This window comes from Mycobacterium sp., from assembly GCF_050700595.1.
GTDB lineage: Bacteria > Actinomycetota > Actinomycetes > Mycobacteriales > Mycobacteriaceae > Mycobacterium.
In genome coordinates, this window is sequence record NZ_JBOHHI010000068.1 from 40,355 (window position 1) to 65,072 (window position 24,718).

The 24,718-nt window shown below is 66.6% G+C and carries 23 protein-coding genes; 7 read left to right on the forward strand and 16 right to left on the reverse strand.

All coding sequences use genetic code 11. From position 1 onward, the window contains the following. The first annotated feature begins 451 nt into the window (after positions 1-451). Entirely contained in the window at positions 452-5,047 is a 4,596-nt protein-coding gene (gene gltB / locus ACRDTL_RS06830) for a glutamate synthase large subunit (protein WP_431505952.1), read from the forward strand. Beyond that, a complete protein-coding gene (locus ACRDTL_RS06835; protein WP_431505953.1) occupies positions 5,040-6,506 on the forward strand; it encodes a glutamate synthase subunit beta in 1,467 nt (488 codons plus the stop codon). The genes gltB and ACRDTL_RS06835 overlap by 8 nt, the downstream gene beginning before the upstream one ends. A 367-nt stretch (positions 6,507-6,873) precedes the next feature. Here ACRDTL_RS06835 and ACRDTL_RS06840 read toward each other — a convergent pair whose 3' ends face one another. Then, a complete protein-coding gene (locus ACRDTL_RS06840) occupies positions 6,874-7,731 on the reverse strand; it encodes an LLM class F420-dependent oxidoreductase (protein WP_431505954.1) in 858 nt (285 codons plus the stop codon). Between the two features lie 42 nt (positions 7,732-7,773). Between ACRDTL_RS06840 and ACRDTL_RS06845 the strand changes: the two genes are divergently transcribed. Together ACRDTL_RS06845 and ACRDTL_RS06850 are read left to right on the forward strand one after the other, a co-directional pair. Next, positions 7,774-8,208, forward strand: a complete 435-nt coding sequence (locus ACRDTL_RS06845; RefSeq protein ID WP_431505955.1) for a hypothetical protein — start codon at positions 7,774-7,776, stop codon at positions 8,206-8,208. A 3-nt stretch (positions 8,209-8,211) separates the two neighbouring features. Beyond that, entirely contained in the window at positions 8,212-9,222 is a 1,011-nt protein-coding gene (locus ACRDTL_RS06850) for a PHP domain-containing protein (RefSeq protein ID WP_431505956.1), read from the forward strand. Here ACRDTL_RS06850 and dinB read toward each other — a convergent pair. Beyond that, on the reverse strand, positions 9,211-10,410 hold the full coding sequence (gene dinB / locus ACRDTL_RS06855; RefSeq protein WP_431505957.1) for a DNA polymerase IV: 1,200 nt from the start codon (positions 10,408-10,410) through the stop codon (positions 9,211-9,213). The two genes, ACRDTL_RS06850 and dinB, sit on opposite strands and share 12 nt — an antisense overlap. Positions 10,411-10,433: 23 nt before the next feature. After that, complete coding sequence (locus ACRDTL_RS06860; protein WP_431505958.1) at positions 10,434-11,075, reverse strand: TetR/AcrR family transcriptional regulator; 642 nt, start codon at positions 11,073-11,075, stop codon at positions 10,434-10,436. 76 nt (positions 11,076-11,151) lie between these two features. Here ACRDTL_RS06860 and ACRDTL_RS06865 point away from each other — a divergent pair, with 76 nt between their 5' ends. Beyond that, a complete protein-coding gene (locus ACRDTL_RS06865; protein WP_431505959.1) occupies positions 11,152-12,621 on the forward strand; it encodes a flavin-containing monooxygenase in 1,470 nt (489 codons plus the stop codon). Here the strand turns inward: ACRDTL_RS06865 and rraA are convergent. From rraA to ACRDTL_RS06910, 9 genes are all read right to left on the reverse strand, one after another. Further along, complete coding sequence (gene rraA / locus ACRDTL_RS06870; protein ID WP_431505960.1) at positions 12,618-13,082, reverse strand: ribonuclease E activity regulator RraA; 465 nt, start codon at positions 13,080-13,082, stop codon at positions 12,618-12,620. The two genes, ACRDTL_RS06865 and rraA, sit on opposite strands and share 4 nt — an antisense overlap. Before the next feature lie 2 nt (positions 13,083-13,084). Next, positions 13,085-13,597, reverse strand: a complete 513-nt coding sequence (locus ACRDTL_RS06875) for a nucleoid-structuring protein H-NS (RefSeq protein WP_431505961.1) — start codon at positions 13,595-13,597, stop codon at positions 13,085-13,087. Between the two features lie 109 nt (positions 13,598-13,706). After that, a complete protein-coding gene (locus tag ACRDTL_RS06880) occupies positions 13,707-14,213 on the reverse strand; it encodes a copper resistance CopC family protein (RefSeq protein WP_431505962.1) in 507 nt (168 codons plus the stop codon). 5 nt (positions 14,214-14,218) lie between these two features. After that, the gene (locus tag ACRDTL_RS06885) at positions 14,219-14,887 is read right to left on the reverse strand and encodes a YcnI family copper-binding membrane protein (RefSeq protein WP_431505963.1); all 669 of its coding nucleotides are present in this window, start codon (positions 14,885-14,887) and stop codon (positions 14,219-14,221) included. A gap of 2 nt (positions 14,888-14,889) precedes the next feature. Further along, positions 14,890-15,546 carry a DUF6474 family protein gene (locus ACRDTL_RS06890; RefSeq protein WP_431505964.1) on the reverse strand — a complete coding sequence of 219 codons (657 nt, stop codon included), beginning with the start codon at positions 15,544-15,546 and terminating at the stop codon, positions 14,890-14,892. Positions 15,547-15,613: 67 nt separating this feature from the next. Further along, positions 15,614-16,012 (reverse strand): transcriptional regulator, encoded by a 399-nt coding sequence (locus ACRDTL_RS06895; protein ID WP_431505965.1) that lies wholly within the window; start codon positions 16,010-16,012, stop codon positions 15,614-15,616. Between the two features lie 358 nt (positions 16,013-16,370). Continuing rightward, the gene (locus ACRDTL_RS06900) at positions 16,371-17,063 is read right to left on the reverse strand and encodes a TMEM165/GDT1 family protein (protein ID WP_431505966.1); all 693 of its coding nucleotides are present in this window, start codon (positions 17,061-17,063) and stop codon (positions 16,371-16,373) included. Positions 17,064-17,248: 185 nt separating this feature from the next. Continuing rightward, the gene (locus ACRDTL_RS06905; RefSeq protein ID WP_431505967.1) at positions 17,249-17,782 is read right to left on the reverse strand and encodes a peptidase; all 534 of its coding nucleotides are present in this window, start codon (positions 17,780-17,782) and stop codon (positions 17,249-17,251) included. Positions 17,783-17,960: 178 nt separating this feature from the next. Further along, positions 17,961-18,584 (reverse strand): superoxide dismutase, encoded by a 624-nt coding sequence (locus ACRDTL_RS06910; RefSeq protein ID WP_431505968.1) that lies wholly within the window; start codon positions 18,582-18,584, stop codon positions 17,961-17,963. A gap of 804 nt (positions 18,585-19,388) precedes the next feature. Here ACRDTL_RS06910 and ACRDTL_RS06915 point away from each other — a divergent pair. Continuing rightward, positions 19,389-20,528, forward strand: a complete 1,140-nt coding sequence (locus ACRDTL_RS06915) for a DUF4328 domain-containing protein (protein ID WP_431505969.1) — start codon at positions 19,389-19,391, stop codon at positions 20,526-20,528. Positions 20,529-20,533: 5 nt separating this feature from the next. Then, positions 20,534-21,352, forward strand: coding sequence for a glycerophosphodiester phosphodiesterase (locus ACRDTL_RS06920; protein ID WP_431505970.1), 819 nt, complete (start codon positions 20,534-20,536; stop codon positions 21,350-21,352). A gap of 14 nt (positions 21,353-21,366) precedes the next feature. Here ACRDTL_RS06920 and ACRDTL_RS06925 read toward each other — a convergent pair whose 3' ends face one another. The 4 genes from ACRDTL_RS06925 to ACRDTL_RS06940 form a co-directional block, all read right to left on the reverse strand. Beyond that, positions 21,367-21,912: a ferritin gene (locus tag ACRDTL_RS06925; protein ID WP_431505971.1), complete on the reverse strand. Its 546-nt coding sequence runs from the start codon at positions 21,910-21,912 to the stop codon at positions 21,367-21,369. 144 nt (positions 21,913-22,056) lie between these two features. Next, positions 22,057-22,935 carry an LCP family protein gene (locus ACRDTL_RS06930; protein WP_431505985.1) on the reverse strand — a complete coding sequence of 293 codons (879 nt, stop codon included), beginning with the start codon at positions 22,933-22,935 and terminating at the stop codon, positions 22,057-22,059. 122 nt (positions 22,936-23,057) lie between these two features. Continuing rightward, the gene (locus tag ACRDTL_RS06935) at positions 23,058-23,804 is read right to left on the reverse strand and encodes a CPBP family intramembrane glutamic endopeptidase (RefSeq protein WP_431505986.1); all 747 of its coding nucleotides are present in this window, start codon (positions 23,802-23,804) and stop codon (positions 23,058-23,060) included. A gap of 49 nt (positions 23,805-23,853) precedes the next feature. Then, positions 23,854-24,645, reverse strand: a complete 792-nt coding sequence (locus tag ACRDTL_RS06940) for a DUF2470 domain-containing protein (protein WP_431505972.1) — start codon at positions 24,643-24,645, stop codon at positions 23,854-23,856. Positions 24,646-24,718: the final 73 nt, after the last annotated feature.

The following is a 24,718-nucleotide window of genomic DNA, read 5'->3' on the forward strand; positions in this document are numbered from 1 at the left end:
GGCGACCCTTCGTCGTCGCGGGCGCCCACATGCTGCGGCTCACACCAGCGAATCCTGCCGCAGCGCGACGGCCATCACCACGCCGGTCACCCATCAGCGAACTCTGCCATCCCGGCAGGAGCGTAAATTTTGTGCGCAGAGGCCAGCCGAAGTTCAACGGAGCAAACATGCCGGCGGCGGGCGCCGCAATGTGCCGCAGTGCTGATCGACCGGCTAGAATTGACCGAAGTTGGCATGTCGGGCGTGTTTTGTCATATCGTTTTACGGCTTGTCGAGACTGGGTATACAGGGCCACCGTTCAGTGCTGCACGGACGTACGCCTGACTGGATCATCGCCGGTTGGCGAACCGAATGTCGACAAGACCGGCGGGGCCTGGCCCTATCTCCGGGGCGCGGCGCCGACGGAGCCGTAGATGGATGCCGCGCAGACGTTCTGGAAGGTCAGGTGGGAATGGCGCCCAACCGCGTCGGGTTGTATAACCCCGCGTTCGAGCACGACTCGTGCGGGGTGGCCATGGTCGTCGACATGCACGGCCGCCGCAGCCGCGACATCGTGGACAAGGCGATCACCGCCCTGCTCAACCTCGAGCATCGCGGCGCCGCCGGTGCCGAACCGCACAGCGGTGACGGCGCGGGCATCCTGATCCAGGTCCCCGATGAGTTCCTGCGTTCGGTGGTCGATTTCGCGTTGCCGCCGGCGGGCAGCTACGCCACCGGTATGGCGTTTCTGCCGCAATCGTCCAAGGACGCCGCCGCGGCATGTGCGGCGGTGGAGAAGATCGCGGCCGCCGAGGGTCTGCAGGTGCTCGGTTGGCGTGACGTGCCCACCGACGACTCGTCGCTGGGTGCGCTGTCCCGCGATGCCATGCCGACCTTCCGCCAAGTTTTCATCGCCGGCGCCTCGGGTTTAACCCTGGAGCGTCGCGCCTACGTGGTACGCAAGCGCGCCGAACACGAACTGGGCACCAAGGGTCCGGGGCAGGACGGACCCGGGCGCGAAACCGTCTACTTCCCAAGCCTTTCGCCTCAGACATTCGTCTACAAGGGCATGCTGACCACACCGCAGCTCAAGGCGTTTTATCTCGATCTGCAAGACGACCGGCTGGCCAGTGCGCTGGGCCTCGTGCACTCGAGGTTCTCGACGAACACCTTCCCGTCCTGGCCGTTGGCGCATCCGTATCGGCGGATCGCGCACAACGGCGAGATCAACACCGTCACCGGCAACGAGAACTGGATGCGCGCCCGGGAGGCGCTGATTCACACCGACGTCTTCGGCTCCTACGACGACGTGGACAAGCTGTTCCCGATCTGCACCCCCGGCGGCTCCGACACCGCCCGCTTCGACGAAGTGCTCGAGTTGCTGCACCTGGGCGGGCGCAGCCTGGCTCACGCGGTGCTGATGATGATCCCGGAGGCCTGGGAGCGCCACGAGGCGATGGACCCGGTCCTGCGGGCCTTTTACCAGTACCACGCCTCGCTGATGGAGCCGTGGGACGGCCCGGCGTCGATGACGTTCACCGACGGCACGGTGGTGGGCGCCGTGCTCGACCGCAACGGGCTGCGCCCGTCGCGGATCTGGGTCACCGACGACGGCCTGGTGGTGATGGCTTCGGAGGCCGGCGTGCTCGACCTGGACCCGTCGAAGGTAGTGCGCCGGATGCGCTTGCAGCCGGGCCGGATGTTCCTGGTGGACACCGCCCAGGGCCGCATCGTCTCCGACGAGGAGATCAAGGCCGAACTGGCCGCCGAGCACCCCTATCAGCAATGGCTCGACAATGGGCTGATCCCTCTGGACGAACTGCCGCAGGGCGACTACACGCGCATGCCGCACCACCGAGTCGTTTTGCGGCAGCTGGTGTTCGGCTACACCTATGAGGAGCTCAACCTGCTGGTGGCTCCGATGGTGCGCGCCGGCGCCGAGCCGATCGGGTCGATGGGCACCGACACCCCGGTCGCGGTGCTTTCGGAGCGTCCGCGGATGCTGTTCGACTATTTCCAGCAGCTGTTCGCGCAGGTGACCAACCCGCCGTTGGATGCCATCCGCGAAGAGGTGGTGACCAGCCTGCAGCACACCGTCGGGCCAGAGGGTGACCTGCTCAACCCGGACGAGAAGTCATGCCACCAGATCGTGTTGCAGCAGCCGATCCTGCGCAACCACGAGCTGGCCAAGCTGATCAACCTGGACCCCGACGTGGCGGTCAACGGCCGTCGGCATGGCTTGCGCTCCAAGGTGATTCGCTGCCTGTATCCGGTTGCCGACGGCGGCGCCGGCTTGAAGACGGCGCTGGACGAGGTGCGCGCACAAACCTCGGAGGCTATCGGCGACGGCGCGCGGATCATCATCTTGAGCGACCGGGAGTCCGACGAGCGACTGGCCCCGATACCGTCACTGCTGGCTGTCTCGGCGGTGCACCACCACCTGGTGCGCGAACGCACCCGCACCCAGGTCGGATTGGTGGTCGAGGCCGGTGACGCCCGCGAGGTGCACCACATGGCCATGTTGATCGGATTCGGGGCGGCGGCGGTAAACCCGTACATAGCGTTCGAGTCGATCGTGGACATGCTCGAGCGAGGCCTTTTTGAAGGCCTCACGGAGGGATTCGACCGCGAGAAGGCGATTGGAAACTACATCAAGGCCGCCGGCAAGGGTGTGCTGAAAGTTATGTCGAAGATGGGCATCTCGACGCTGGCGTCCTACACCGGTGCGCAGCTGTTCCAGGCCGTCGGCGTTTCCGAGGACCTGCTCGACGAGTACTTCACCGGGCTGACCTGTCCCACCGGCGGCATCACCCTCGAGGACATCGCCACCGACGTCGCCACCCGTCATGCACTGGCGTTTTTGGACCGGCCCAACGAGCGGGCACACCGCGAACTCGAGGTGGGCGGGGAATACCAGTGGCGCCGTGAGGGCGAGTACCACTTGTTCAATCCGGAGACCGTCTTCAAGCTGCAACACTCCACCCGCACCGGGCAGTACGACATCTTCAAGGAATACAGCCGACTGGTCGACGACCAGAGTGAACGAATGGCGTCGCTGCGCGGGCTGCTGAAATTCCGTGAGGGCGTGCGCCCGCCGGTGCCGCTCGAAGAGGTGGAGCCGGCCACCGAGATCGTCAAGCGCTTCGCGACCGGGGCGATGAGCTACGGCTCGATCTCGGCCGAAGCGCACGAGACCCTCGCCATCGCGATGAACCGCCTCGGTGGCCGGTCGAACTGCGGCGAGGGCGGTGAGGACGCCGGGCGCTACGAGCGCGACCCCAACGGCGACTGGCGCCGCAGCGCGATCAAGCAGGTCGCCTCGGCCCGGTTCGGCGTCACGTCGCACTATCTGACCAACTGCACCGACATCCAGATCAAGATGGCCCAAGGCGCTAAACCCGGTGAGGGCGGCCAGCTTCCCGGTGGCAAGGTATATCAATGGATTGCCGACGTCCGCCACTCCACGCCCGGCGTCGGGTTGATCTCACCGCCGCCGCACCACGACATCTACTCCATCGAGGATCTCGCGCAGCTGATCCACGACCTGAAGAACGCCAACCCGGCCGCGCGGATCCACGTCAAGCTCGTTTCGGAGAACGGTGTCGGCACGGTCGCCGCCGGTGTGTCGAAAGCGCACGCCGACGTGGTGCTGATCTCCGGGCATGACGGCGGCACCGGCGCCACCCCGCTGACGTCGATGAAACATGCCGGTGCGCCCTGGGAGCTGGGGCTGGCCGAAACCCAGCAGACGTTGCTACTCAACGGGTTACGGGATCGGATCGTGGTCCAGGTCGACGGCCAGCTCAAGACCGGCCGCGACGTGATGATGGCCACGCTGCTGGGTGCCGAGGAATTCGGCTTCGCCACCGCCCCGCTGGTGGTGTCCGGCTGCATCATGATGCGGGTTTGCCACCTGGACACCTGCCCGGTCGGGGTGGCCACCCAGAACCCGCTGCTGCGCCAGCGGTTCACCGGCCAGCCGGAGTTCGTCGAGAACTTCTTTTTGTTCGTCGCCGAAGAAGTCCGCGAATACATGGCACAGTTGGGGTTCCGCACCATCAACGAGGCTGTCGGCCAGGTGAACGCGCTGGACACCACGTTGGCGCGCGCGCATTGGAAAGCACACAAGCTCGACCTCACCCCGGTGTTGCACGAACCGGAATCGGCGTTCATGAACCAGGATCTGTACTGCAGTTCCAGTCAGGACCACGGCCTGGACAAAGCGTTGGACCAGCAGTTGATCGTGATGAGCCGCGAGGCGTTAGATGCCGGTTCGCCCGTTCGTTTTTCTACTACAATCAGCAACGTCAACCGCACCGTCGGCACCATGCTTGGCCATGAGGTGACCAAAGCCTATGGCGGACAGGGACTGCCGGACGGCACCATCGACATCACGTTCGACGGCTCGGCCGGTAACAGCTTCGGCGCCTTCGTGCCGAAAGGCATCACGCTGCGGGTGTACGGCGACGCCAACGACTATGTGGGCAAGGGGCTTTCCGGTGGCCGGATCGTGGTGCGGCCGTCCGACAACGCGCCCGACGCCTATGCCGCCGAGGACAACATCATCGGCGGCAACGTGATTCTGTTCGGCGCCACCAGCGGCCAGGTGTTTTTGCGCGGCGTCGTCGGTGAGCGCTTCGCGGTGCGCAACTCCGGCGCCCACGCGGTGGTCGAGGGCGTCGGCGATCACGGCTGCGAGTACATGACCGGCGGCAAGGTGGTTATCCTCGGCCGCACCGGCCGCAACTTCGCGGCCGGCATGTCCGGCGGCGTGGCCTACGTCTACGACCGCGATGACATGTTCGGATCCCGTCTCAACACCGAGATGGTGGAGCTGGAGCCTCTCGACCACGACGACCTGGACTGGCTGCACGGCATGATCGAAGCGCACGTCGACGCGACCGACTCCGCGGTCGGCCGGCGAATCCTGGCCGGCTGGGCGGGCGAGCAACGGTGCTTCGTCAAGGTGATGCCGCGCGACTTCAAGCGGGTCCTGGAGGCGATGGCCGAGGCCGAGCGCAGCGGCGCCGACGTCGGCGAAGCGATAATGGCGGCCGCGCATGGTTGATCCGAAGGGCTTTCTGAAGTACACGCACCGCGAGCTGCCCAACCGCCGGCCGGTGGCCGAGCGGGTGCACGACTGGAACGAGGTCTACAAGGAGTTCCAGGAGGACGCGCTCCGCAAGCAGGCGACCCGCTGCATGGACTGTGGTATTCCGTTCTGTCACAACGGCTGTCCGCTGGGCAACCTGATCCCGGAATGGAACGACCTGGTGCGTACCGGTCGCTGGCGCGAGGCGATCGACCGGCTGCACGCCACCAACAACTTTCCGGACTTCACCGGCCGGCTGTGCCCGGCGCCGTGTGAGCCGGCCTGTGTGCTCGGGATCAACCAGCCTCCGGTGACCATCAAGCAGATCGAGTACGAGATTATCGAGCGGGCCTTCAAAGAAGGTTGGGTGCAACCGCTTAAGCCGACGACCCTGACCGGCAAATCCGTGGCGGTGGTGGGTTCCGGGCCGGCCGGGCTGGCCGCCGCCCAGCAACTGACCCGGGCCGGGCATGCCGTAACGGTGTTCGAACGCGACGACCGTATTGGTGGGTTGCTGCGTTACGGCATCCCCGAGTTCAAGATGGAAAAGCGCATCGTCGACCGGCGGCTGGTGCAGATGACGGCCGAGGGCACCGTGTTCCGGCCGAACGTCAATGCCGGGGTGGACATTACCGCCGAGCAACTACGCGCCGACTTCGACGCGGTGGTGCTGGCCGGCGGTGCCACCGCCTGGCGCGACCTGCCCGTCGGTGGCCGTGAGCTGGACGGCATCCACCAGGCGATGGAATACCTGCCCTGGGCGAACCGCGTGCAGGCGGGGGATGACGTGGTGGGGCCCGATGGGGAGCCGCCGATCACGGCCAAGGGCAAAAAGGTCATCATCATCGGTGGCGGCGACACCGGTGCCGACTGTCTGGGCACCGTGCACCGGCAGGGCGGGATCGTTGTGCACCAGTTCGAGATCATGCCGCGCCCGCCGGACACCCGCGACGAATCCACCCCGTGGCCGATGTGGCCACTGATCATGCGGGCGTCCGCGGCCCACGAGGAGGGCTGCGACCGGGTGTTCGCGGTCAACACCGAGGAGTTCGTCGGTCGCGACGGTCGTGTCATCGGGCTGCGTGCCCACGAGGTCCACCGAAAGAACGGCAAGTTCGAGAAGGTCGAGGGCACCGACTTCGAGCTGGACGCCGACTTGGTGTTGCTGGCGATGGGGTTCGTCGGTCCGGAGAAGTCCCGCCTGCTGTCAGACCTGGGGGTGGAGTTCAATGGCCTGGGCAACGTCGCGCGCGATGCCGACTTCGCCACCTCGGTGCCCGGCGTCTACGTTGCCGGCGACATGGGTCGTGGCCAGTCGCTGATCGTCTGGGCGATCGCCGAGGGCCGCGCCGCCGCGGCGGGCGTGGACCGGTATCTGATGGGGCGAACCGCGCTGCCGTCCCCGATCAAACCGACGACCGTTGCAATACATTAGTCACTTCCGTCTCACCAAAAACATTTGATAAAGATTTCGGCGCGTCTGGTTCCGTTTGCCAGATGTTGGGTGTCTAATAACCCGTTGTGGGCACTGCGGGGCAGTGGGGCCCGATTTAGTTGATCGACCGCAGGAGTGATGACCGTGCATATTTACCCGGTACACCGGTCACGAGTGGGGCGAATCGCCTGGTCATGGTTTCGGTATCCGGTTAGGAGCCGTGAGTTCCCTGCCAAGCACGAGCGCCTGGTGACCGTTGAGGAGCTGTTGCGCTTCGGCGTGTAAATACCGACCTGGTACTAACCTGGCGCCGGGCAGGCACCGGCACATGTTTGCTCAATGTGATCGCGGCGTGATGGAGCCGCGACTATCCGCACAACCCCGAGTCCCTGATCGCCTCGGCCAGCGGCTCCAGCACGGCCGGGTCATGCGGTGGAGCGAGGTAGACGATGCCCAATTGCAGGCCTTCGGCGCCCAGCGCCGCCGCGTTCTCGATGACCTGCCCGTAGTTGCGGTCGTCGCCGAGCGGCAGGTGGGCAGACAGCATGATCTCGCCTGTGTCGCGGCCGATGTCTGCGCAATGCGCGGCCAGCACGTCGCGCTTGCGGGCGAACTCGGCCGGGGTACCGCCGGCGAAGTTCCAGTGCTGGGCGTAGCGGGCGACGATGCGCAGAGTACGTTTCTCGCCGCTGCCGCCGATGCAGATGGGCGGGTGCGGACGCTGCGGGCCCTTCGGCTCGTTACGTGCAGCTTTGAGGTGGTAGTAGCGGCCTTGGAAATCGAAGCAGTCGGTCGTCGCCTGGCTGAGTAGGCCGATCAGCACCTGGCAAGCCTCCTCGAACCGGTCGAAGCGTTCCTTGATGCTGCCCAGCTCGATGCCGTAGGCGCCGGACTCCTCCTCGTTCCATCCGGCGCCGATGCCCAGCTCGAGCCGGCCGCCCGAGATGATGTCGAGGGCGGCGGCCATGTTGGCCAGCACCGCCGGGTGGCGGTAGTGGATGCCGGTCACCAGCGTGCCCAGCCGGAGTCGGGTGGTGGCCTGGGCCAGCGCGGTTAGCGTCGTCCATCCCTCCAGGCAGGGACCGCTGGGATCGGAGAAGATCGGGTAGAAGTGGTCGAAGGTCCACCCGGACTCGAAGATGTCGATGTCGTCGGCCGCTTTCCACACCGCCAGCATCTGGCGCCAACTGGTGTTTTGGGGGGAGGTCTTGAACGCGAATCGCATCACCCGAGCCTATCCAGCCGGCGCAACTAAACTCGGCGAGCGATGACCTGCGACCTCGGAATCGACACAAAAGTCACCCTGCTGGCAACCGGCCTGATCTTTCTGCTGGCACTCGCGCTGGGGGTGTGGAAGTACCGGCAAATCATGACCGCGGACGACCACCGTGCCCATCCCTATGTCGACATCGCCCACCGCGCGGCCCTGCTCTACTCGTTCGCGACGCTGCTGATCGCCGCCTTCGTCGAGCTGAGCGCGTGGCCGACGTGGGTCAACCTGACCGCAGCGATGGTGGTGGTGTTCTTCTTCGTGTCGGCGATCCTGAGTTACATCGTGCACGGCGCGCTGCGCGACACCACGAACCAGTTCGAGCACCCCACTCGGGGTACCGAGGTGTCGATGGCGTTGCTCATCATTGGTGAGATCGGTGGCTTCGCGGTGATCCTCGCGGGCTTCATCGCCGGCCAGCTGGTGAGCTAAGCCATGGACCCGGTGACCGCGCTGCGGCAGATCGCCTACTACAAGGACCGGGCGCGCGCAGACCCCCGCCGCGTGATGGCCTACCGCAACGCCGCCGACATCGTCGAGGCGCTCGACGAAGCGGAGCGCACGCGCCACGGTGAGGCCAACAGCTGGCAGTCGTTGCCCGGAATCGGCCCGAAAACCGCGAAGGTGATCGACCAGGCCTGGTCCGGTCGTGAACCCGAAGCCCTTGTCGAATTACGTTCCGCCGCGCAGGATCTCGGTGGCGGTGACGTCCGGGCCGCGCTGCTCGGCGACCTGCATCTGCATTCGAACTGGTCGGACGGCTCGGCGCCGATCGAGGAGATGATGGCCACCGCGGCAGCGCTGGGCCACCAGTACTGCGCGTTGACCGATCACTCGCCGCGGCTGACGATCGCCAACGGCCTGTCACCCGAGCGTTTGCGCAGACAGCTCGATGTGATCGACGAGCTTCGCGACCAGTTCGCGCCGATGCGCATCCTGACCGGCATCGAGGTCGACATTCTCGACGACGGCAGTCTGGACCAGGAGCCGGACCTGCTGGACCGTCTCGACATCGTGGTGGCCAGCGTGCACTCGAAGTTGTCGATGGATTCGGCGTCGATGACCCGCCGGATGGTGCGGGCGGTGTCCAACGGCCACGCTGACGTGCTCGGCCACTGCACCGGCCGGCTGGTCGCCGGTAACCGCGGCATCCGGCCGGAATCGAAGTTCGACGCCGAAGCGGTATTCACCGCCTGTCGCGATCACGGCACCGCGGTGGAGATCAACTCCCGGCCGGAACGTCGCGATCCGCCGGGCCGGCTACTGAAGCTGGCGTTGGAGATCGGCTGCGACTTCACCATCGACACCGACGCGCACGCGCCCGGCCAGCTCGATTTCCTGGGCTACGGTGCGCAGCGCGCCCTGGATGCCGGCGTGCCCGCCGACCGGGTCGTCAACACCTGGCCGGTCGACCAGCTGCTGGCCTGGACCGCTTCAGTCGGGTAGGTGCGGCATCTCCAGGCCCGGGTCGCGGCCGACCAACACCGCGCGGGTCAGTGCGAAGTTGCCGTAGCGGCGGCGTACTTGATCGACCACCGTGTCTACCCCGAGCGACTCGCCGCCGAACGGAAGCATGAGCTGCTCGGCGCCACTGCGGTCGATGTCGGCGACCGCGAAGCCGATGATGGTCAGCCCGCGCTCGGCGATCTGCGGCGCAGCCGACGCGACCAGGCGGCGGGCGGCGTCGAGGATGGTTTGCGTCGACGACGTCGGCCACCCCAGGGTGTGCGATCGAGTGGCCCGGGTGAAGTCGTCGAACCGCAGGCGCAGCATCACCGTCCGCCCGGTGCGTCCCGCTGCCCGCATACGCGCGGTGATCCGATCGATCAGGTTGATCACCGCCTCGTCGATATCCGGGGACGACATGCGGCTACCGGCGCGGCCGAGCGCCCGCTGAGCACCCACCGAACGACGGCGCACGCCGGTGGTCACCCGGCGGCGGTCGATATTGCGCGACAGCGCATACAGCTGGCGGCCCATCGCCGCGCCGAGCATCGAGGCCAGCGTCGACGCGCTGAGCTCGGCGACATCCGCGACGGTCTTGATCCCGTGGGCGTGCAGCTTCTCGGCGGTCACCGCACCCACGCCCCACAGCTGCCGTACCGGCAGTGGGTGCAGGAAGGCCAGCTCCCGGTCAGGGGGCACCAGCAGTAACCCGTCGGGCTTGGCTGCGCGGCTGGCGAGCTTAGCCAGAAATTTCGTGCGGGCGATGCCGACCGTGATGGGCAGACCGACGCGATCGCGTACGTCGGCGCGCAGCCGGGCCGCGATCTGCACGGGTGTGCCGGAAACCCGGTGCAGGCCGCCGACATCCAAAAATGCCTCGTCCACCGAGATCGCCTCGACCAGCGGTGTGGTGTCGCGGAATACCTCGAATACCTCATCGCTGGCGTGCGTGTAGGCGCTCATCCGTGGCGGCACCACCACGGCGTGCGGACACAGTCGTCGCGTCTGGGCGCCGCCCATCGCGGTACGCACGCCGTAGGCCTTGGCCTCATAGCTGGCGGCCAGCACCACCCCGCCGCCGACGATGACCGGCCGGCCACGCAGCGTCGGGTCGTCGCGCTGTTCGACGGACGCATAGAACGAATCCAGGTCCGCGTGCAAAATAGAGGCCGCAGTCCGCACGAACATATGTTCGCATTCGCCGGCGACGCCTAGCCAGTTTCCCCATAGATGCTGCTGACCCAGACGTGGGCCAGGGCGTCGACCACCCGCTCCTCGGGGACCGCCGGCTGCTCGGCCGACAGAGTGGCCATCATCATGCGTTCGTTCATCTGGTTCAGCGACGTCGCCAGGTCGACCGCCGGGATGGTCTCCGGCGCCGCGCCGCGTGCCCGTTCGGCGTTGATCATGGCCGCGGTCTGGTCGATCCACTTTTGCATGAAGCCCGACCACACAGCGCGGAACTCCGAGCTGGTGGCCAGCGCCTCTGTCCCGGCCCGGGCCACCGCCGGGTGCGAGCCGAATGCGGCGAAGAATGCTTTGATGCCGTTGCGCCACACCCGGCGAGGATCCGCGGGCAGGCGATGCACCGCACCGTCGAACTCGGAGTCGGCGCGGGTGATCAGCGGCTCGAGCAGCGACAGCAGCACCGCCTCTTTGGAGCGGAAGTAGAAGTAGAACGTCGGGCGGGACAGCCCCGCACCCTTGGCCAGGTCGTCGACGGAGATGTCGGCGAACGGCCGCTCTTCGAGCAGCCGCTCCGCGGTCGCCAGGATCGCCTGCTCACGGTCGTCGCCCGACGGGCGCGAGGATCGTCGGCCCCGCAGGGCACGTGTCGAACTGGCGGTAGGCACGATCGTGAGTTTACACGGTGTTGAGGTTTTCAACAGTATGTTGACTCACTCGACACGCCGTTGATAGCCTGGTGCCATGACCGAGCACCTTGACGTTGTCATCGTGGGAGCCGGCATCTCCGGCATCAGCGCCGCCTGGCACCTGCAGGACCGCTGCCCCTCCAAGAGCTACGCGATCCTCGAGCGCCGCGACGACCTCGGCGGCACCTGGGACCTGTTCAAGTACCCGGGGATCCGCTCCGACTCGGACATGTTCACCCTGGGCTTCCGGTTCAAGCCATGGCGGTCGGCCAAGTCGATCGCCGACGGCGCGTCGATCAAGGCCTACATCAAGGAGGCGGCGACCGAAAATGGCATCGACTCCCACGTCCGGTACCGCCACAGGGTGGTGGCCGCCGATTGGTCCGACGCCGACAACCGCTGGACGCTCAGCACGGAGACCGACGGTCAACAGAGCGAGATCACTTGCACGTTCTTGCTCGTGTGCAGTGGCTACTACAACTACGACGAGGGATTCTCGCCGAAGTTCGAAGGCGCCGAGGAATTCCGGGGCGCTATCGTCCACCCGCAGCACTGGCCGGATGATCTGGACTACACGGGCAAGAAGATCGTCGTCATCGGGTCCGGCGCAACCGCGGTGACTCTCATTCCGGCCCTGGTGAACTCGGGTGCAGGCCACGTGACGATGCTGCAGCGCTCGCCCACCTACATCGGCTCCCTGCCTGAGGTCGATCCCGTCGCCGAACGGGCGAACCGGCTGCTGCCGGCCAAGGCCGCGCACTTCGTGAACCGATGGAAGGCGATCGCCTTCAGCGTTGCGCAGTACCAACTCTCGCGGTACTTCCCCAACTACATGCGTAAAACCCTGATGACGATGGCCAAACGGCGTCTGCCCGAGGGCTACGACGTCGAGAAGCATTTCGGCCCCCGGTACAAGGTGTGGGACCAGCGACTCTGTCTGGCGCCCGACGGCGATCTGTTTCGCACCATCCGGCACGGCAACGCCGACGTCGTCACCGACACCATCGACCGGTTCACCAAAACGGGTATCCGGCTGGCCTGCGGCGAGGAGCTCGCCGCCGACATCATCATCACCGCAACGGGTTTGAACATGCAGTTGCTGGGCGGGGTGAAGCCGTCCAGAAACGGTGAGCCCATCGACCTGACCTCGTTGATGACTTACAAAGGCCTGATGTTCTCCGGAGTCCCGAATTGCGCCATCACCTTTGGATACACCAATGCGTCATGGACGCTGAAGGCCGACCTGGTTTCCGAGTTCGTCTGCCGCTTACTGAACTACATGGATGCCAACGACTTTGACACCGTCGAGCCGCAGCATCCGGGTGCCGACGTCGACGAGTTGCCATTCATGGACTTCAACCCGGGCTACTTCCAGCGTTCGATGCACTTACTGCCCAAATCAGGGTCACGCGCGCCGTGGCGGCTCAAGCAGAACTATTTCTTCGACATGCAGCTGATCCGGTACGGCAAGGTCGACGAAGAGGCCCTGCACTTCAGCAAGCACCGCGTGCCGGTGGCGGCTTAGCTTTCCCGCTGGTCGCTGTAGGCGACCTCGCCGGGCACGAACGCCACCCCGCCCAGGTCAACCACGACATCGCGGTCACCGGCGCCGGTCTTGTCGCTCTTGCGGGGATTGGTGCCCAGCGCCTTGATGCCGATGTCGATGCCGCGCAGCGCCGCCGCGTCCCGAACGGCGCCGTATACGACCAGCCCGGACCAGCCGTTGGAGCGGGCCAACTCGGCGATCATGTCGCCGACCAGCGCGGCGTGCAACGAGCCCGCGCCGTCGATCACCAGAATGCCGCCGTCACCCGGCACCGCGACCATCGATTTCAGCAGCGCGTTGTCATGGAAGCAGCGCACGGTGCTGATCGGTCCGGCGAACTGCGTGCGGGCGCCGAACTGGCGGAACTGGACGTCACAGCTGCGGACGCCGGGCCCGATGTCGTCGACCAGGTCGGCGGTGGGCCGGAAAGGTACGCTCACCGTCAACTGCCGCGCCGGCGAAGCTGGCGCGCCAGCAGCAACGCCAGCAAGCAGATCGCCATGGCCACCGCTACCGGCACCGGGAAACGGCTGTCGGACCACGGCGCCGACTCGCCGGCGGCCGGGTTACTGGCCGCGGTTACGGTCGACTTCGCCCGTGCCGCCGCCGTTTTGGCGCCAGTGGCAAGCTGGCCGTTGGTCTCAATCGGCGGGGAAGACTGGGCCTTCTTGGCGGGGGCTTTCTTCGCGGGCGCCTTCTTGGCGGGGGCTTTCTTGGCGGGCGCCTTCTTCGCCGGAGCCTTCTTCGCGGCCTTGGCGGCTTTCTTCGCGGCTGCCTTCTTCGCTGCCTTCTCCGGGGCTTTGTCCGCCTCCTTGTCGGTTGGCGGCTTGTCGGCCGGCGGCGATGCCTGGTCGCCGGGCGGGATGGGCGGCGACGGCGGTGACGGTCCGGCGCCCGGGACGTCTTGCGGCGGGTTGTCGGGTGTGTCGTCCGGTCGGCCCTGCGGGTCTGCCATGCGGGAAGCTCCTTTGCAGTATTGCGATCGCCACTCACGCGCGGACACCAACGGTCGAACCCCATCATGCCAGGGGCGGGGCGCCGCCCGACGGGCTAGCCGATCGTCGTCAGGACTGGCGCCGCACCGCCCACAGTCCCGCCCCGGCAACCAGCAGCACCGTCGCGGCCACGAACGGCCAGATCGGGATGTCGTGGGTGGTGGTGTCCGCGGGATACGCAGACGGCCCGGGTGTGCCGGTGCCGGGTGCGGTGAGCTGGAACGACCACGACCCCGGCACCACGTGGCCGTCCGCCGACGTCACCCGGTAGTTCACCCGGTAGCGGCCGACCGGTCCCAGCGGTCGCACTCCGACGCTGATGATCGCACCCTGCACCTGCGGTTCGCCCGAGGACCACAAATTGCCGTCCGGTCCGACGACGGTCATCGCCGCGAAGGTGGTTTGCAGCCGCTCGTTGAACGTCGCGCTGACCCGGGCGGGGCCGACGGTCAGTTGGGCGTTTTCGGCCGGGTCGGTCGACAGCCGAACGGCGTGTGCGGACGCGGCCGCGGCGGTCAACGTGGCGGTGAAAGCCATCGCTATCAGCAGCAGGCACACCGCCGCTGCGCGTGCCATCCGGGTCACGTTCGTCGCCGGACTACCGCCATCGCGATACCGAGGGCGGCGAGCAGTAGCGCACCACCGGCCAACAGCCGGGCTTTGTTGTCGGCGTGGCCGGTGGGGGCGGAGTCTGGGCGAGCATGTTGTTGCGTGGCATCTGCTGCACCGGTGGGGTGCTCGGGCGGTGCCACTGGTCCGGCCGTGAGGGTTAGGCGGGGAGCCGGACGTTCCGGCTCACCGCCGCCGGGCAGCGGTGGCTGATCCCAGTTGACCACCGAGCCGTCCGCATAGCTCTGGGTGGCCGGGAAGCTGACCGTGTCGGTGTCGGGAAGCGTGAGAGAAATCCGGAATAGCCCGAACTGTTCCGCCCCGATACCGTCGGCGGGCGCGGCGGTCCAGGTCACCGAGCGGACTGTCCCGGCCGCGGGGTCGCGATCGAGCCTGGCCGCCCAGCCGGGCTTGGTTTCGGTGAGCGCCGACGCGACGTCGGGGAGCTTGACGGTCAGTGCGGTGGTGGCCGCGCCGGCCGGTGACTCGTTGGGCACCGAGAAGGTGACGATGGCACGGCCGCCGCGCACCGTGTTATCGCTGACGGCATGCACGTGGGCCGACGCCGGCGCGATACCGACAGCCGATCCGACGCCGAGTACCGCGGCGACCGCAACCGCGGTCAGCGCGCGCGAAACCACACTCAGGCCAATCCGAGCCGCGCCATCAGATCGGCGTCGACCTCGTCGAGCTGCGTGGCGATGGCGGCGTGGGCGGCACGGCGCCGCGCGGCGGGCATGTTCTCTGCGGCGGTGACGGCGGCCGACAGATCGGCGAGCCGCTCGGAGATGGCGGCCGCGAATTGCTTGGTCTCGGCGTCCTTGGGCTTATTCCCCTGTACCGTCCGCAGCGACTGTTCGGCCCCGGCAATCCGGGCCGATAGCTTCGCACCGTGGCCGGAGAACTGACCGATCTGGGCCAGCGGAACCCCTAGTTGGTCGGCGCGACGTTGGTCGATCAGCCCGCGGGCTGCCATCGCGGCCCGATACATCAACGGCACCACGACCGGAGCGAGCAGCCGTGACACGGTGAGCACGCGGCGAATCCTAGTGGGTGACAACAACTTACCCTCCCGCGCGGCTTTGAGTTCGGCCTCGGCGACCTTCAGCGCGGCCCGGTCGCTGTCGCGCCGGCCCTTCAGCTGCGCTTTGAGTGCCTTGGCCCCGGCGCGCTGCGCGGATTTGAAGCGGCGAGCTTCGTTTTTAGCGGCCAGCTTGGCCTCGAGTTTGGCGCGAGCCCTGATTGCGCGAGCCTCGGCACGCCGCGTCGCGCGACTCTTTCGCTTGCGGAATAGGCCCATTCCCGGCCGCCTCCCCGATATCTCGTGTGCGGGCTCGATGAGTAACCCTAACCGGAGTGGGCGTGCGCTATGCGTCCAGGTGTTCCTTGTGGCGCAACTCGTCGACCCGCTGCATGATGTCCTGTTGCGCTTCTGCGGATAAACCCTTGGCACGCAGTGCAATACGGCGAACATCCTCGTCACGCATGGTGGCCAGCCAGGACAATTCTTTGTCGAGCATTTCGTAGTACTCGTCGTCGGTGAAGTAGGCCGGTCTGATACGGAAGAAGTTCGCCAGGGCAGCCATGGTCGTTGTTGACGGATTCGTGCGGTTGCCCGAGCGCAATTGCGAGAGGTAGGGAGCCGACATCGTGATGCCCTCTGCCTTGAGCGCCGCAATCACCTCGGCGGATGTATGCGGCCCGCGTCCGGGTGGATACACCGTATCGAATAAGCGGTTTAGCCGGGCAGCGAACGTCGTGCTCATTACGATAGGACCTCCACCGGTTTGGTAGGACGAATGACTGCAGGCAGGTATTTGCTGATCATCGTAGCGAGAGTTACCGCCACAACCAAGTGCAAACCATCGGGAATCAGCGTCGGCGACCGCGATGACCGACCGCGATGCCACCGCAGTGTTGGATACGCTTTCCGCAGCGCATACACAAGATGCACCAAGCGAATTGTGCGGCGGTTTGTCCTAACCGCACTGACCGGCCGTCGCGAGCGGTTTCACACGATGAGCGGATCGGCCGCCGGGCAATCAGCGAGGTAAGACGACGTGGTGCAAAGCGGATTTGCTGTCGGGGTTGCGGCGTGCGCTTGGGCAGGTGCGGATGAGGGCCTCAGACGGCGCTTCGAGAGGGTTCCGGGATCGCTTTCGCGGCGACCGGCCGGCGTGTCAACCGCACCGCAACGACGGTTGCCGCGACCAGCGCCGTCGCCGTGGTCACCCCGACGGCTACCCAGTGCCAGCCCAGCGCACCGTCGAACAGCATCCACAATCCGAATAGCAGAAACAGCAGACTGGCCAACACGTGCAGCAGCCCTCGCGGCAGTCGCCGATGCAGCAGGATGCCCACCAAGATCGCCAGCCCGTCGGCGACGATCATGGCGACGGTGGTGCCGATCCACACTCCGGCCCAGTTCTTGTCGCTCGCCAGGGCGACCGTCGCCAGCGTCGTCTTGTCGCCGAGTTCGGCGAGCAGAAACGACGACACGACCGCGAGCAGCGCGAACCGGGGTTGGCCGACCGGGCCGACATCGTCGCCGTTGGTGCCCTCTCGCAAGGTCCATACCGCGAAAGCCAGGAACGCGATCGAGGCCGCGAACGCCATCGGCTGGGCGGGCAGCGCCATACCCAGAAAATGCCCGATGGCCACCGAGACTCCATGTGCCGCACAGGCTGCTATACCCACCCCGGTCAATACCACCCACCAGCGGTAGCGCAGCGCGTAGGTGATGGTGATGAGCTGTGACCTGTCACCGAGTTCGGCGAGAAACACCACCCCGAAGCTCAGGAGGACGGCTGCGAGCATGCCTGGCGACCTTTCGACGCGTCATCGCGTCGGTTCGAAGGTCTCGGCCCTTCGATTTTTCCCTTCGACTGATCGATGCCCAGGTTAGCGGCAGTGTTTGAACAGCGCCAGCGCGGCGGACAAATTCGAGTGGCCGTATTTCTCGATTCGAGAAGCGGCCATTAATGATTCGTCTAGAGAACCCATTATGCTGCCAGCAGCATCGCAAGAATCGCGGTGTCGGGATGGCTGATCGGGTCGACGCCGACCCGGCTGACCATCGAGGTGACGGTGCCGTCGGCCTCGGCTTCCACCCAGGCCGCCCGATGTTCCAGTCCCAGATATGGCAGTCCCGGCAGTAGTACACATCCCGATGCGACCCCGGTGCATTCAGGTAATGACGGCATTGTCTCTGACGGCGGATGCAACATCAACAGCGCAGGGGGCTGATGATCAGCGAAATGTCCTGGCTGCACAGCGGATTCGCCGACAACCGGCCCCTCTGCGAGTACCAAGCCGACGGTGCCGGGAGCGGGAGCATCCGGGAGTTCCTCACGCGCACCGAATACCGTTGTGGTGGAGAGCAGCCCGGGCAGTGATGCGACCCGGACGGCAACCATCAACAACTGTGCCCACTCCTTCGTGGAATCAGGCCAACGGCCGGAGATCACGAACCCCTTGAGCACGCCGCGCGAATGGAACGGGGCGACCTCGACGGCCCGGCCTGACCCAGTTTCCATTTCGGCCTCCGCGATGTCTCGGTTCAGACACCCGACAACATGCCGGCGGGTTGAGCTCAGCATGCGCTTGACCGTGAATACCCGCAAGCGGACACGGGCAACCAATTGCGATGGGTGGAAAAAAAGAAAAAAGAATGGGCGCCGCGCAATGCGCACGGCGCCCGAGTCAGGCCGGGATTCAGCCGGCGATAAGCCCCGTGGTCTTCGAGGTAGCCGCCGCATATCGCGACTGCACGTCGTCCCAGTTGACGACATTCCAGAACGCCTTGGCGAAGTCGGCTTTGACGTTCTTGTATTGCAGGTAAAAGGCGTGCTCCCACATGTCGAGCACCAGCAACGGAACGACGCCGAGCGGGAAGTTGGTCTGGTGGTCGTACACCTGGAAGATCAGCAGCTTGTTGCCCAGGGTGTCCCAGCCGAGCGCCGCCCAACCCGACCCCTGCACCGTGGTGGCGGCCGCGTGGAACTGACCGCGGAACTTGTCGAACGACCCGAATGCGTCATCGATGGCTGCGGCGAGTTCGCCGGTCGGCTTGTCACCACCGTTGGGAGACAGGTTCTTCCACCACAGGCTGTGGTTGACGTGGCCGGCCAGATTGAACGCCAAGTTCTTCTCGTTGAGCAGAATCGCCGCGAAGTCTTCCTTGGCACGTACCTCCTCGAGCTTGGCGAGCGCATCGTTGGCCCCCTTGACGTAGCCGGCGTGGTGCTTGCTGTGGTGAAGTTCGTTGATCTGACCCGAGATATGCGGCTCCAGCGCACCGTAGTCCCAGTCCAAATCGGGCAACGTGTATTCAGCCACGGGATTCCTTCCTTTTGGTGATCTGCTTGTAATGCTCCACTCGCAGGGCTGCTGCTGTGCGGCGGCCTGGCCGGGCAAACGGCATCGGCATAGTCAACCCTGCTCCATGGCCGCGCGCACCGCAACAACGAGTGCTACGCGTGAATACCCCGCGGGCGCGACTTCAGACGCGACTTCAGAACAGAATGACGAGGGCAAGGACCGCCAACAAAACCAACGCGATCAGGCCCGCCCGCACAGCGGCGAGCAGGTAGGAGCGATTACACGCAGGCGAGCCCGCATGCCAATGCGACGATGATGCGCCCGATCGCGGTCCGATAGGTTGCGTCGCCATCAGCTGATCCCGACCCGCATCGTCAAACTCGCCCCCAGTGAGATGAATCACAGACAACTCAGTGGTCGCGATCATAGCGCCTTGCGAACTACCCGGTGAAATCGCCTGGTACGGGCGGCGCGGACCTGCCGGTTGGCCCGGCGGGTTCGTCGCGGGGATTCCCCCCGATGGGAGATTATTAGACGAGCGACGAATTTCGCTCGGCGGCCCGGCGGGCTGTCAATCACCGGCACCGACACCCTGTTGTTATCCACAGCCAGCCGGCCGGCAACTGGCTTCGCGCCGCACCAATCATCCGGTTACCGATGGGTACGCTGTGGATAAACCTGTGGAAACTGTGGATAGCTCTTTGTTGCTGGAATGGCCCGCGGCCGGGACAGCGACGGGTGCCTACCAAGATCAGCCACGGTGCTGATGGGCGGCTCCATCCTCGCGCCGTCCCGGCGCTCGTCGTCGCCTAGGCTGATGCCGTGATCCAAGTGTGCTCGGCGTGCGGCACACGCTGGAATGTGCGTGACCGGCAGCGGGTCTGGTGTCCGCGCTGCCGTGGCACGCTGCTGGCGCCCTCGAGCGCGGCGCCACCCGTCGACCCGCGGTGGGGTCCGGGTGGGGCCGCCCCGCCGACCGTCGGGTATCGGACATCGCCGCGGCTACCTCCCGGCTATCGGTGGATCGCGGTGCGTCCCGGTGCCCCACCGCTCACCCGCTCCCGGCGGCCGCCGCTGGGCCCCACCCCGCGTTATGCGGTCATGCCCCGGTGGGGCCTGGTGGACGCCATCGCCCCGGACGGGGTCACGCAGACGTCGCAGGCAGGGCATGGACCATCGGTCGTGCGGGTCCGCGTGACGTTGTTCACCGGCATGGTGGTACTCGGCATTGCGGCGCTGGTCCACGTTGTGCGCTACCTATTGCTGATCATCAACCGCAGCACACTCCTGAACCCGGTGGTGTCGGCCGCCGGGGCATGGCTGGGGGCAGTGGCCAGCATGGCCGCGATCCTGGCGGCGATCAGCTGCGCGGTGATGCTGACCAATTGGTTGGTGGCGCGGCGCGCCGCCGCCTTCGCCCACTGCGGCAGAGGAGAGCCGCGACCGAAATGGGCGCTTTGGGCGGGCTGCCTGCTACCCGGATCGGTCGCAATGGCAGCGGCCGCGACGTTCGCCCTCGGGCTCGTGCTCGGCGGTGGAAGTCCGAGCTGGACGCGGATGGCGGTCGCGATGGCCGGTTGCTTACTGCCGTTGGGCGCTCTGGTGTGGGCGCTGGTGTACGTCGTTGAGCTGGCAAAAACGGAAGACCAGTACCCGCAGCTGCGCACCCCGATCTGGGTGTGGTGGCTGTCGTGGCTGGTCAGCATCGTGGCGTCGGTATTCGCCACGGCCACAAGCTTCGCCAGGGACGCCCAGGGAATCGCGAACAACACGGTGGCGGTGATCGTCGCCTGTCTGCTGGCGCTGACCGCGCTGCTTGTCAGCGCGCGGGTGTTCGACGCGTTCGAGCGCAAACCGATCGAAAAGCCCGCGCATCGCTGGGTCGTGGTCGCGGACGATTGGCGCCGTACAGTCGCACCGGCTCGCGTAGTTGAGTTGGAGGGCGAGGAACCGGCAGCATAGTGGGTATGACGCGGGCCGACGAGGTGCTCGCCCGGCACCCATTCGTGGTCGCCCATCGTGGCGCGTCGGCTGCTCGGCCGGAACATACGCTCGCCGCCTACGATTTGGCGCTCAAAGAGGGCGCCGATGGCGTGGAATGCGACGTCCGGCTCACCCGCGACGGCCACCTGGTCTGCGTGCACGATCGTCGGCTGGACCGTACGTCGAGCGGCGCCGGTCTGGTCAGCACCATGACCCTGGCGCAGTTACGGGAACTGGAGTACGGCGCCTGGCACGGCAGCTGGCGTCCGGACGGCGCCCACGGCGATACCGGTCTGCTGACTTTGGACGCGCTGGTCGCGCTGGTCCTGGACTGGAACCGGCCGGTGAAGATCTTCGTCGAGACCAAACACCCTGTCCGCTACGGCGCATTGGTCGAAAGCAAGGTATTGGCGCTGCTGCACCGCTTCGGCATCGCCGCGCCGGCCTCCGCCGACCGATCCCGCGCGGTGGTGATGTCGTTTTCAGCGGCCGCACTGTGGCGGATCCGGCGGGCGGCGCCGCTGCTGCCCACGGTGCTGCTCGGCAAGGCGTATCGATACCTGATTAGCACGGCGGCCGGCACGGTCGGGGCCACCGCGGTCGGGCCAACGCTCGCTACGCTGCGCGAACATCCCGAACTGGTGGACCGCGCCGCAGCCCAGGGCCGGGCGCTGTACTGCTGGAGCGTCGACAACTACGAGGATGTGCGGTTCTGCCGGGACGTGGGGGTGGCCTGGCTGGCCACCCATCACCCCGGCCGGGTCAAGGCCTGGTTGCGAGACGGTCTTACCGGCGCGGAGTAGGTCCGGAGCCCGGACTAAAGCCGGCCGCCGGCCGGGTGGGGCGCGTCGGACTGCCGGGGCGCCGACCCGATTTCCCGCGCGACGAAGTTCTCCAGGTCGAACAGATTCGCGCCGGCGCGGTCCGCGACCCGCAACAGCGTGGTCATCAGCGCCATCTCCTCGACCTGTTCGGTGAGGAACCAACCCATGAACTGCTCGCCGAGGTAGTCCCCTTCATCGCGGGCCACCGCCGCCAGCGCGCTCACCTGCTCAGTGGTGGTGCGTTCCTGGTCCAGTGCCAGCGCCACCGCGTCGCGCGGGGTGTCGAACTGGTTACGCACGCCAGCGGCCCCTGGGATCTCGACACGGACATCGCGGTCGAGCAGATATTGGACCAGCATCATCGCGTGATTACGTTCCTCGACGGCCTGACTGTAAAAATATTTCGCCAGTTGAGGCAGGTCGGCATCGTCGAAATAAACGGCCGTCGCAATATATTGCTGAGCGGCTGTGAATTCGTTATTGATCTGCTCCTGCAATAATGCATGGAATTTCGTTCGTTGCGCATCGCGATCGTTCATGATGGCTACGCTACCGCAGGTCAGCCACTGTTGTCATCAAAGGTAACGCTTACTCAGGTGAGCTTTTCCTAAGTAAAGCAAGGCTATGTTCAATAAACACATTTATTGGCCGGACGAATTCGGATAACCAAAACAGTGCCGACCTCACGGCTGTTCATTGAGGATTGTCGACGGCACCGGCGCATCGGCGGCCAGCGCATCGAACAACTGGGCGGCAGCGTCGTGATCCCATACCACCACCGAGCCCGAGTCGCTGCCGGTGAACTGGCCGATCGGTACCGTCACCGTGGCGGTAGAACCATGCAGCGACCAGCCCACTTGGGCCAGATCCCAGGCATGGTCGCCCGCGTCGACGGTCAGGGCGTCGGCCGCTGCGTGCGGCACCGAATACCAGCGCCACGGATTGAGCCACACCGCGGGGCTGCCGACACGATGCAGCAGCGCCGACATGAACTGCCGCTGGTTGACCATGCGGTCCAAATCGGCGCGCGGAGTGGCGCGGGTCCGGACGTAGCCGAGCGCTCCGCGACCGTCCAGCCGCTGGCAGCCGGCCGGCAGGTCAATGCCGGCCAGTGGATCACTGATCGGCGCGGTCGGGCAGGCGGTGACTCCGCCGAGCGCGTCGACCAGGACAGCGAACCCGCTGAAACCGATCTCGGCGTAATGGTTGAGCCGGAGCCCGGTGGCCTGTTCGATCGCCTGCGCCAGCAACGGTGCGCCGCCGAACGCGAAGGCGGCGTTGACCTTGTCGCGCCCATAACCGGGGATCGGCACATAGGAGTCGCGCGGTACCGACACCATCGTCGTCGGGTTGTGCGAGCCGAACGCCGGCACGTGTATCAGCAGGATGGTGTCGGTGCGCCCGTTGCCGGTGTCGCCTCCGGTGGTCAGTGCCTGCTGCTGCTCGGCGGTGAGGCCTTGGCGGCTGTCGGATCCGACCAGCAGCCAGTTGGTTCCGCGCCCGGGCGCCGGCCGGCCGGGGTAGTCGGCCAGCACCGGCTCGCGGTGCAGCGTGGTGTCCATCCACAGTGCGCCGCCCAGGATTCCGGCGCTGATCAAGAGCGCGACGATCAGCAGGCTCAGCGAGATCAGTTGTCCCCAGGCGCGTCTGCGCGGCGGCCGCTTCGGGCGTGGCGGGGTAGCGGTCATCTGGTCAGCCACCCGAGGTGGCCGGCCAGCAGGGCATACCCGACGAAGGCAACGGTGTCGATGAGCCCGTGCGCGATCACCAGCGGCCACAGCCGCCCGGTGCGCTGCCAGACCCAGCCGAACACCAGCCCCATCACGGCATTGCCCAGCCCGGCGCCGAACCCTTGAAACAGGTGGTAGGCACCGCGCAGCAGGCTCGACCACACCAGCGCCGCGCCGGCGCGCATGTTGAGCTGCTCCAGGCGGGTGAGCAGATAACCCACGACGATGACCTCTTCGGCCCAACCGTTGGCGAAGGCGGCCGCCACCAGCATCGGGATCCGCCACCAGGTGTCGCTCAAACTGGACGGAATCACCGAGGCGTTGAGGCCCAGCGCCCGTGCCGCCACGTAGAGCGCCAGCCCGGGCAGCCCGACGAGGGCGGCCAGGCCGACGCCGCCCAGCAGATCGGCGCGCCAGCGCAACCGTCCCAAGCCGATCCGGGCGGGGCTAAAGCCGCTGCGCCACAGCAGGTATACGCCGAGCCCGCCCCAGGCGATCAGCTGCGCGGCCAGGGCTACGTTGAGTCCCAGATCGATCAGGTCGAAGTAGGACCGTCGCGGGTTGAGCGGGATTCGCTGCATGCTCAGGTTGCGCAGCACCCCGTCGATGAGCTGCAGGATCGCGGTGGCCGTACTGAAACCGAACGTGACGCCCAACACGACGACGAGCTCGATGCGCAGCCCGCGTCGCTGCACCGACATTTCTTCGGGGGCAGTCACCCCGACACGGTAACCGGACTGCGGTGGGCGGTCAGTACCGTCGGACGGCCAGGCCGTTAACGAACGGGCAGCCCATCAGTATCCGGATGGCCCGGTTCAGGCCGACCACGTCGTCGACCGGAGCGCGGAACGGCAGCCGGACGTCGCGGTCGCCGTCGTCGCTTTCCACGCGGAGCCGCACGCCATAGCGGTCAACCCCGAGCGGGCGGACGTCGCCGCGCCGCAGGCGCGCGGGCAGCCTGGATGCCAGCCGTGCGACAACGTCGCGGTGGGAGGTGTCCAGGTGGCGGATCCAGCAGGACTCGATCGCGCACAACGGATCGGGTCGGGCGGCCAGCAGCGCCGCCACTTCCACGGCTTCGGCGCCGGTGGCGTCGGTAACCACCACCGAGTCGACCTGCAGTCGCAGCAGCGTGTAGGCGGTGTCGTCCGCCGCGGGCGGCGCGGATATCGCGGTCTGGACTTGCAGCAGCGCCGGGTTGGCATCTTCGTCGGCGATCCGGTCGAGCTGCCCGCACACGTCTGACAACGGCACCGCGTACAGCCGGCCGCGGATCCATACCAGCGAGCGCACCGGTTCACGCAGCGGCAGCGGCGCGTAGTCGGCCAGCTCCAGCACGGCCTGCGCACCGGCGACCCGCGCCCCGGGGGCCGCGCCGTCGACCGCCACCGCGACCGCGAACGACCCGTCGCTCAGCAGGTGGTGCAGTCCAGTGGTGACCGGTTCGGCGTCGTCGAGCGCGAGCAGTGCGCCGCCGGCCCGCACGCAGGTGCTGCGGATCCGCTCCGCCGTCGTGGGCGTTGGGCAATTGGCAAGTGTCATCGGCCACCGTCCCTTTAGTGAGGTAAGCCTAACTTAACTAGGCTGGTCTGGGCGGCGCAAGACTCTTCCCCGT

What these genes read in the sequence shown, in the direction of transcription:
- gltB (WP_431505952.1), top strand. Translation starts at nt 452, where the DNA reads ATGGCGCCCAACCGCGTCGGGTTGTATAACCCCGCGTTCGAGCACGAC.
- ACRDTL_RS06835 (WP_431505953.1), top strand. Translation starts at nt 5,040, where the DNA reads ATGGTTGATCCGAAGGGCTTTCTGAAGTACACGCACCGCGAGCTGCCC.
- ACRDTL_RS06840 (WP_431505954.1), bottom strand. Translation starts at nt 7,731, where the DNA reads ATGCGATTCGCGTTCAAGACCTCCCCCCAAAACACCAGTTGGCGCCAG.
- ACRDTL_RS06845 (WP_431505955.1), top strand. Translation starts at nt 7,774, where the DNA reads ATGACCTGCGACCTCGGAATCGACACAAAAGTCACCCTGCTGGCAACC.
- ACRDTL_RS06850 (WP_431505956.1), top strand. Translation starts at nt 8,212, where the DNA reads ATGGACCCGGTGACCGCGCTGCGGCAGATCGCCTACTACAAGGACCGG.
- dinB (WP_431505957.1), bottom strand. Translation starts at nt 10,410, where the DNA reads ATGTTCGTGCGGACTGCGGCCTCTATTTTGCACGCGGACCTGGATTCG.
- ACRDTL_RS06865 (WP_431505959.1), top strand. Translation starts at nt 11,152, where the DNA reads ATGACCGAGCACCTTGACGTTGTCATCGTGGGAGCCGGCATCTCCGGC.
- ACRDTL_RS06875 (WP_431505961.1), bottom strand. Translation starts at nt 13,597, where the DNA reads ATGGCAGACCCGCAGGGCCGACCGGACGACACACCCGACAACCCGCCG.
- ACRDTL_RS06880 (WP_431505962.1), bottom strand. Translation starts at nt 14,213, where the DNA reads ATGGCACGCGCAGCGGCGGTGTGCCTGCTGCTGATAGCGATGGCTTTC.
- ACRDTL_RS06890 (WP_431505964.1), bottom strand. Translation starts at nt 15,546, where the DNA reads ATGGGCCTATTCCGCAAGCGAAAGAGTCGCGCGACGCGGCGTGCCGAG.
- ACRDTL_RS06895 (WP_431505965.1), bottom strand. Translation starts at nt 16,012, where the DNA reads ATGAGCACGACGTTCGCTGCCCGGCTAAACCGCTTATTCGATACGGTG.
- ACRDTL_RS06900 (WP_431505966.1), bottom strand. Translation starts at nt 17,063, where the DNA reads ATGCTCGCAGCCGTCCTCCTGAGCTTCGGGGTGGTGTTTCTCGCCGAA.
- ACRDTL_RS06905 (WP_431505967.1), bottom strand. Translation starts at nt 17,782, where the DNA reads ATGGAAACTGGGTCAGGCCGGGCCGTCGAGGTCGCCCCGTTCCATTCG.
- ACRDTL_RS06920 (WP_431505970.1), top strand. Translation starts at nt 20,534, where the DNA reads ATGACGCGGGCCGACGAGGTGCTCGCCCGGCACCCATTCGTGGTCGCC.
- ACRDTL_RS06925 (WP_431505971.1), bottom strand. Translation starts at nt 21,912, where the DNA reads ATGAACGATCGCGATGCGCAACGAACGAAATTCCATGCATTATTGCAG.
- ACRDTL_RS06930 (WP_431505985.1), bottom strand. Translation starts at nt 22,935, where the DNA reads ATGGACACCACGCTGCACCGCGAGCCGGTGCTGGCCGACTACCCCGGC.
- ACRDTL_RS06935 (WP_431505986.1), bottom strand. Translation starts at nt 23,804, where the DNA reads ATGTCGGTGCAGCGACGCGGGCTGCGCATCGAGCTCGTCGTCGTGTTG.
- ACRDTL_RS06940 (WP_431505972.1), bottom strand. Translation starts at nt 24,645, where the DNA reads ATGACACTTGCCAATTGCCCAACGCCCACGACGGCGGAGCGGATCCGC.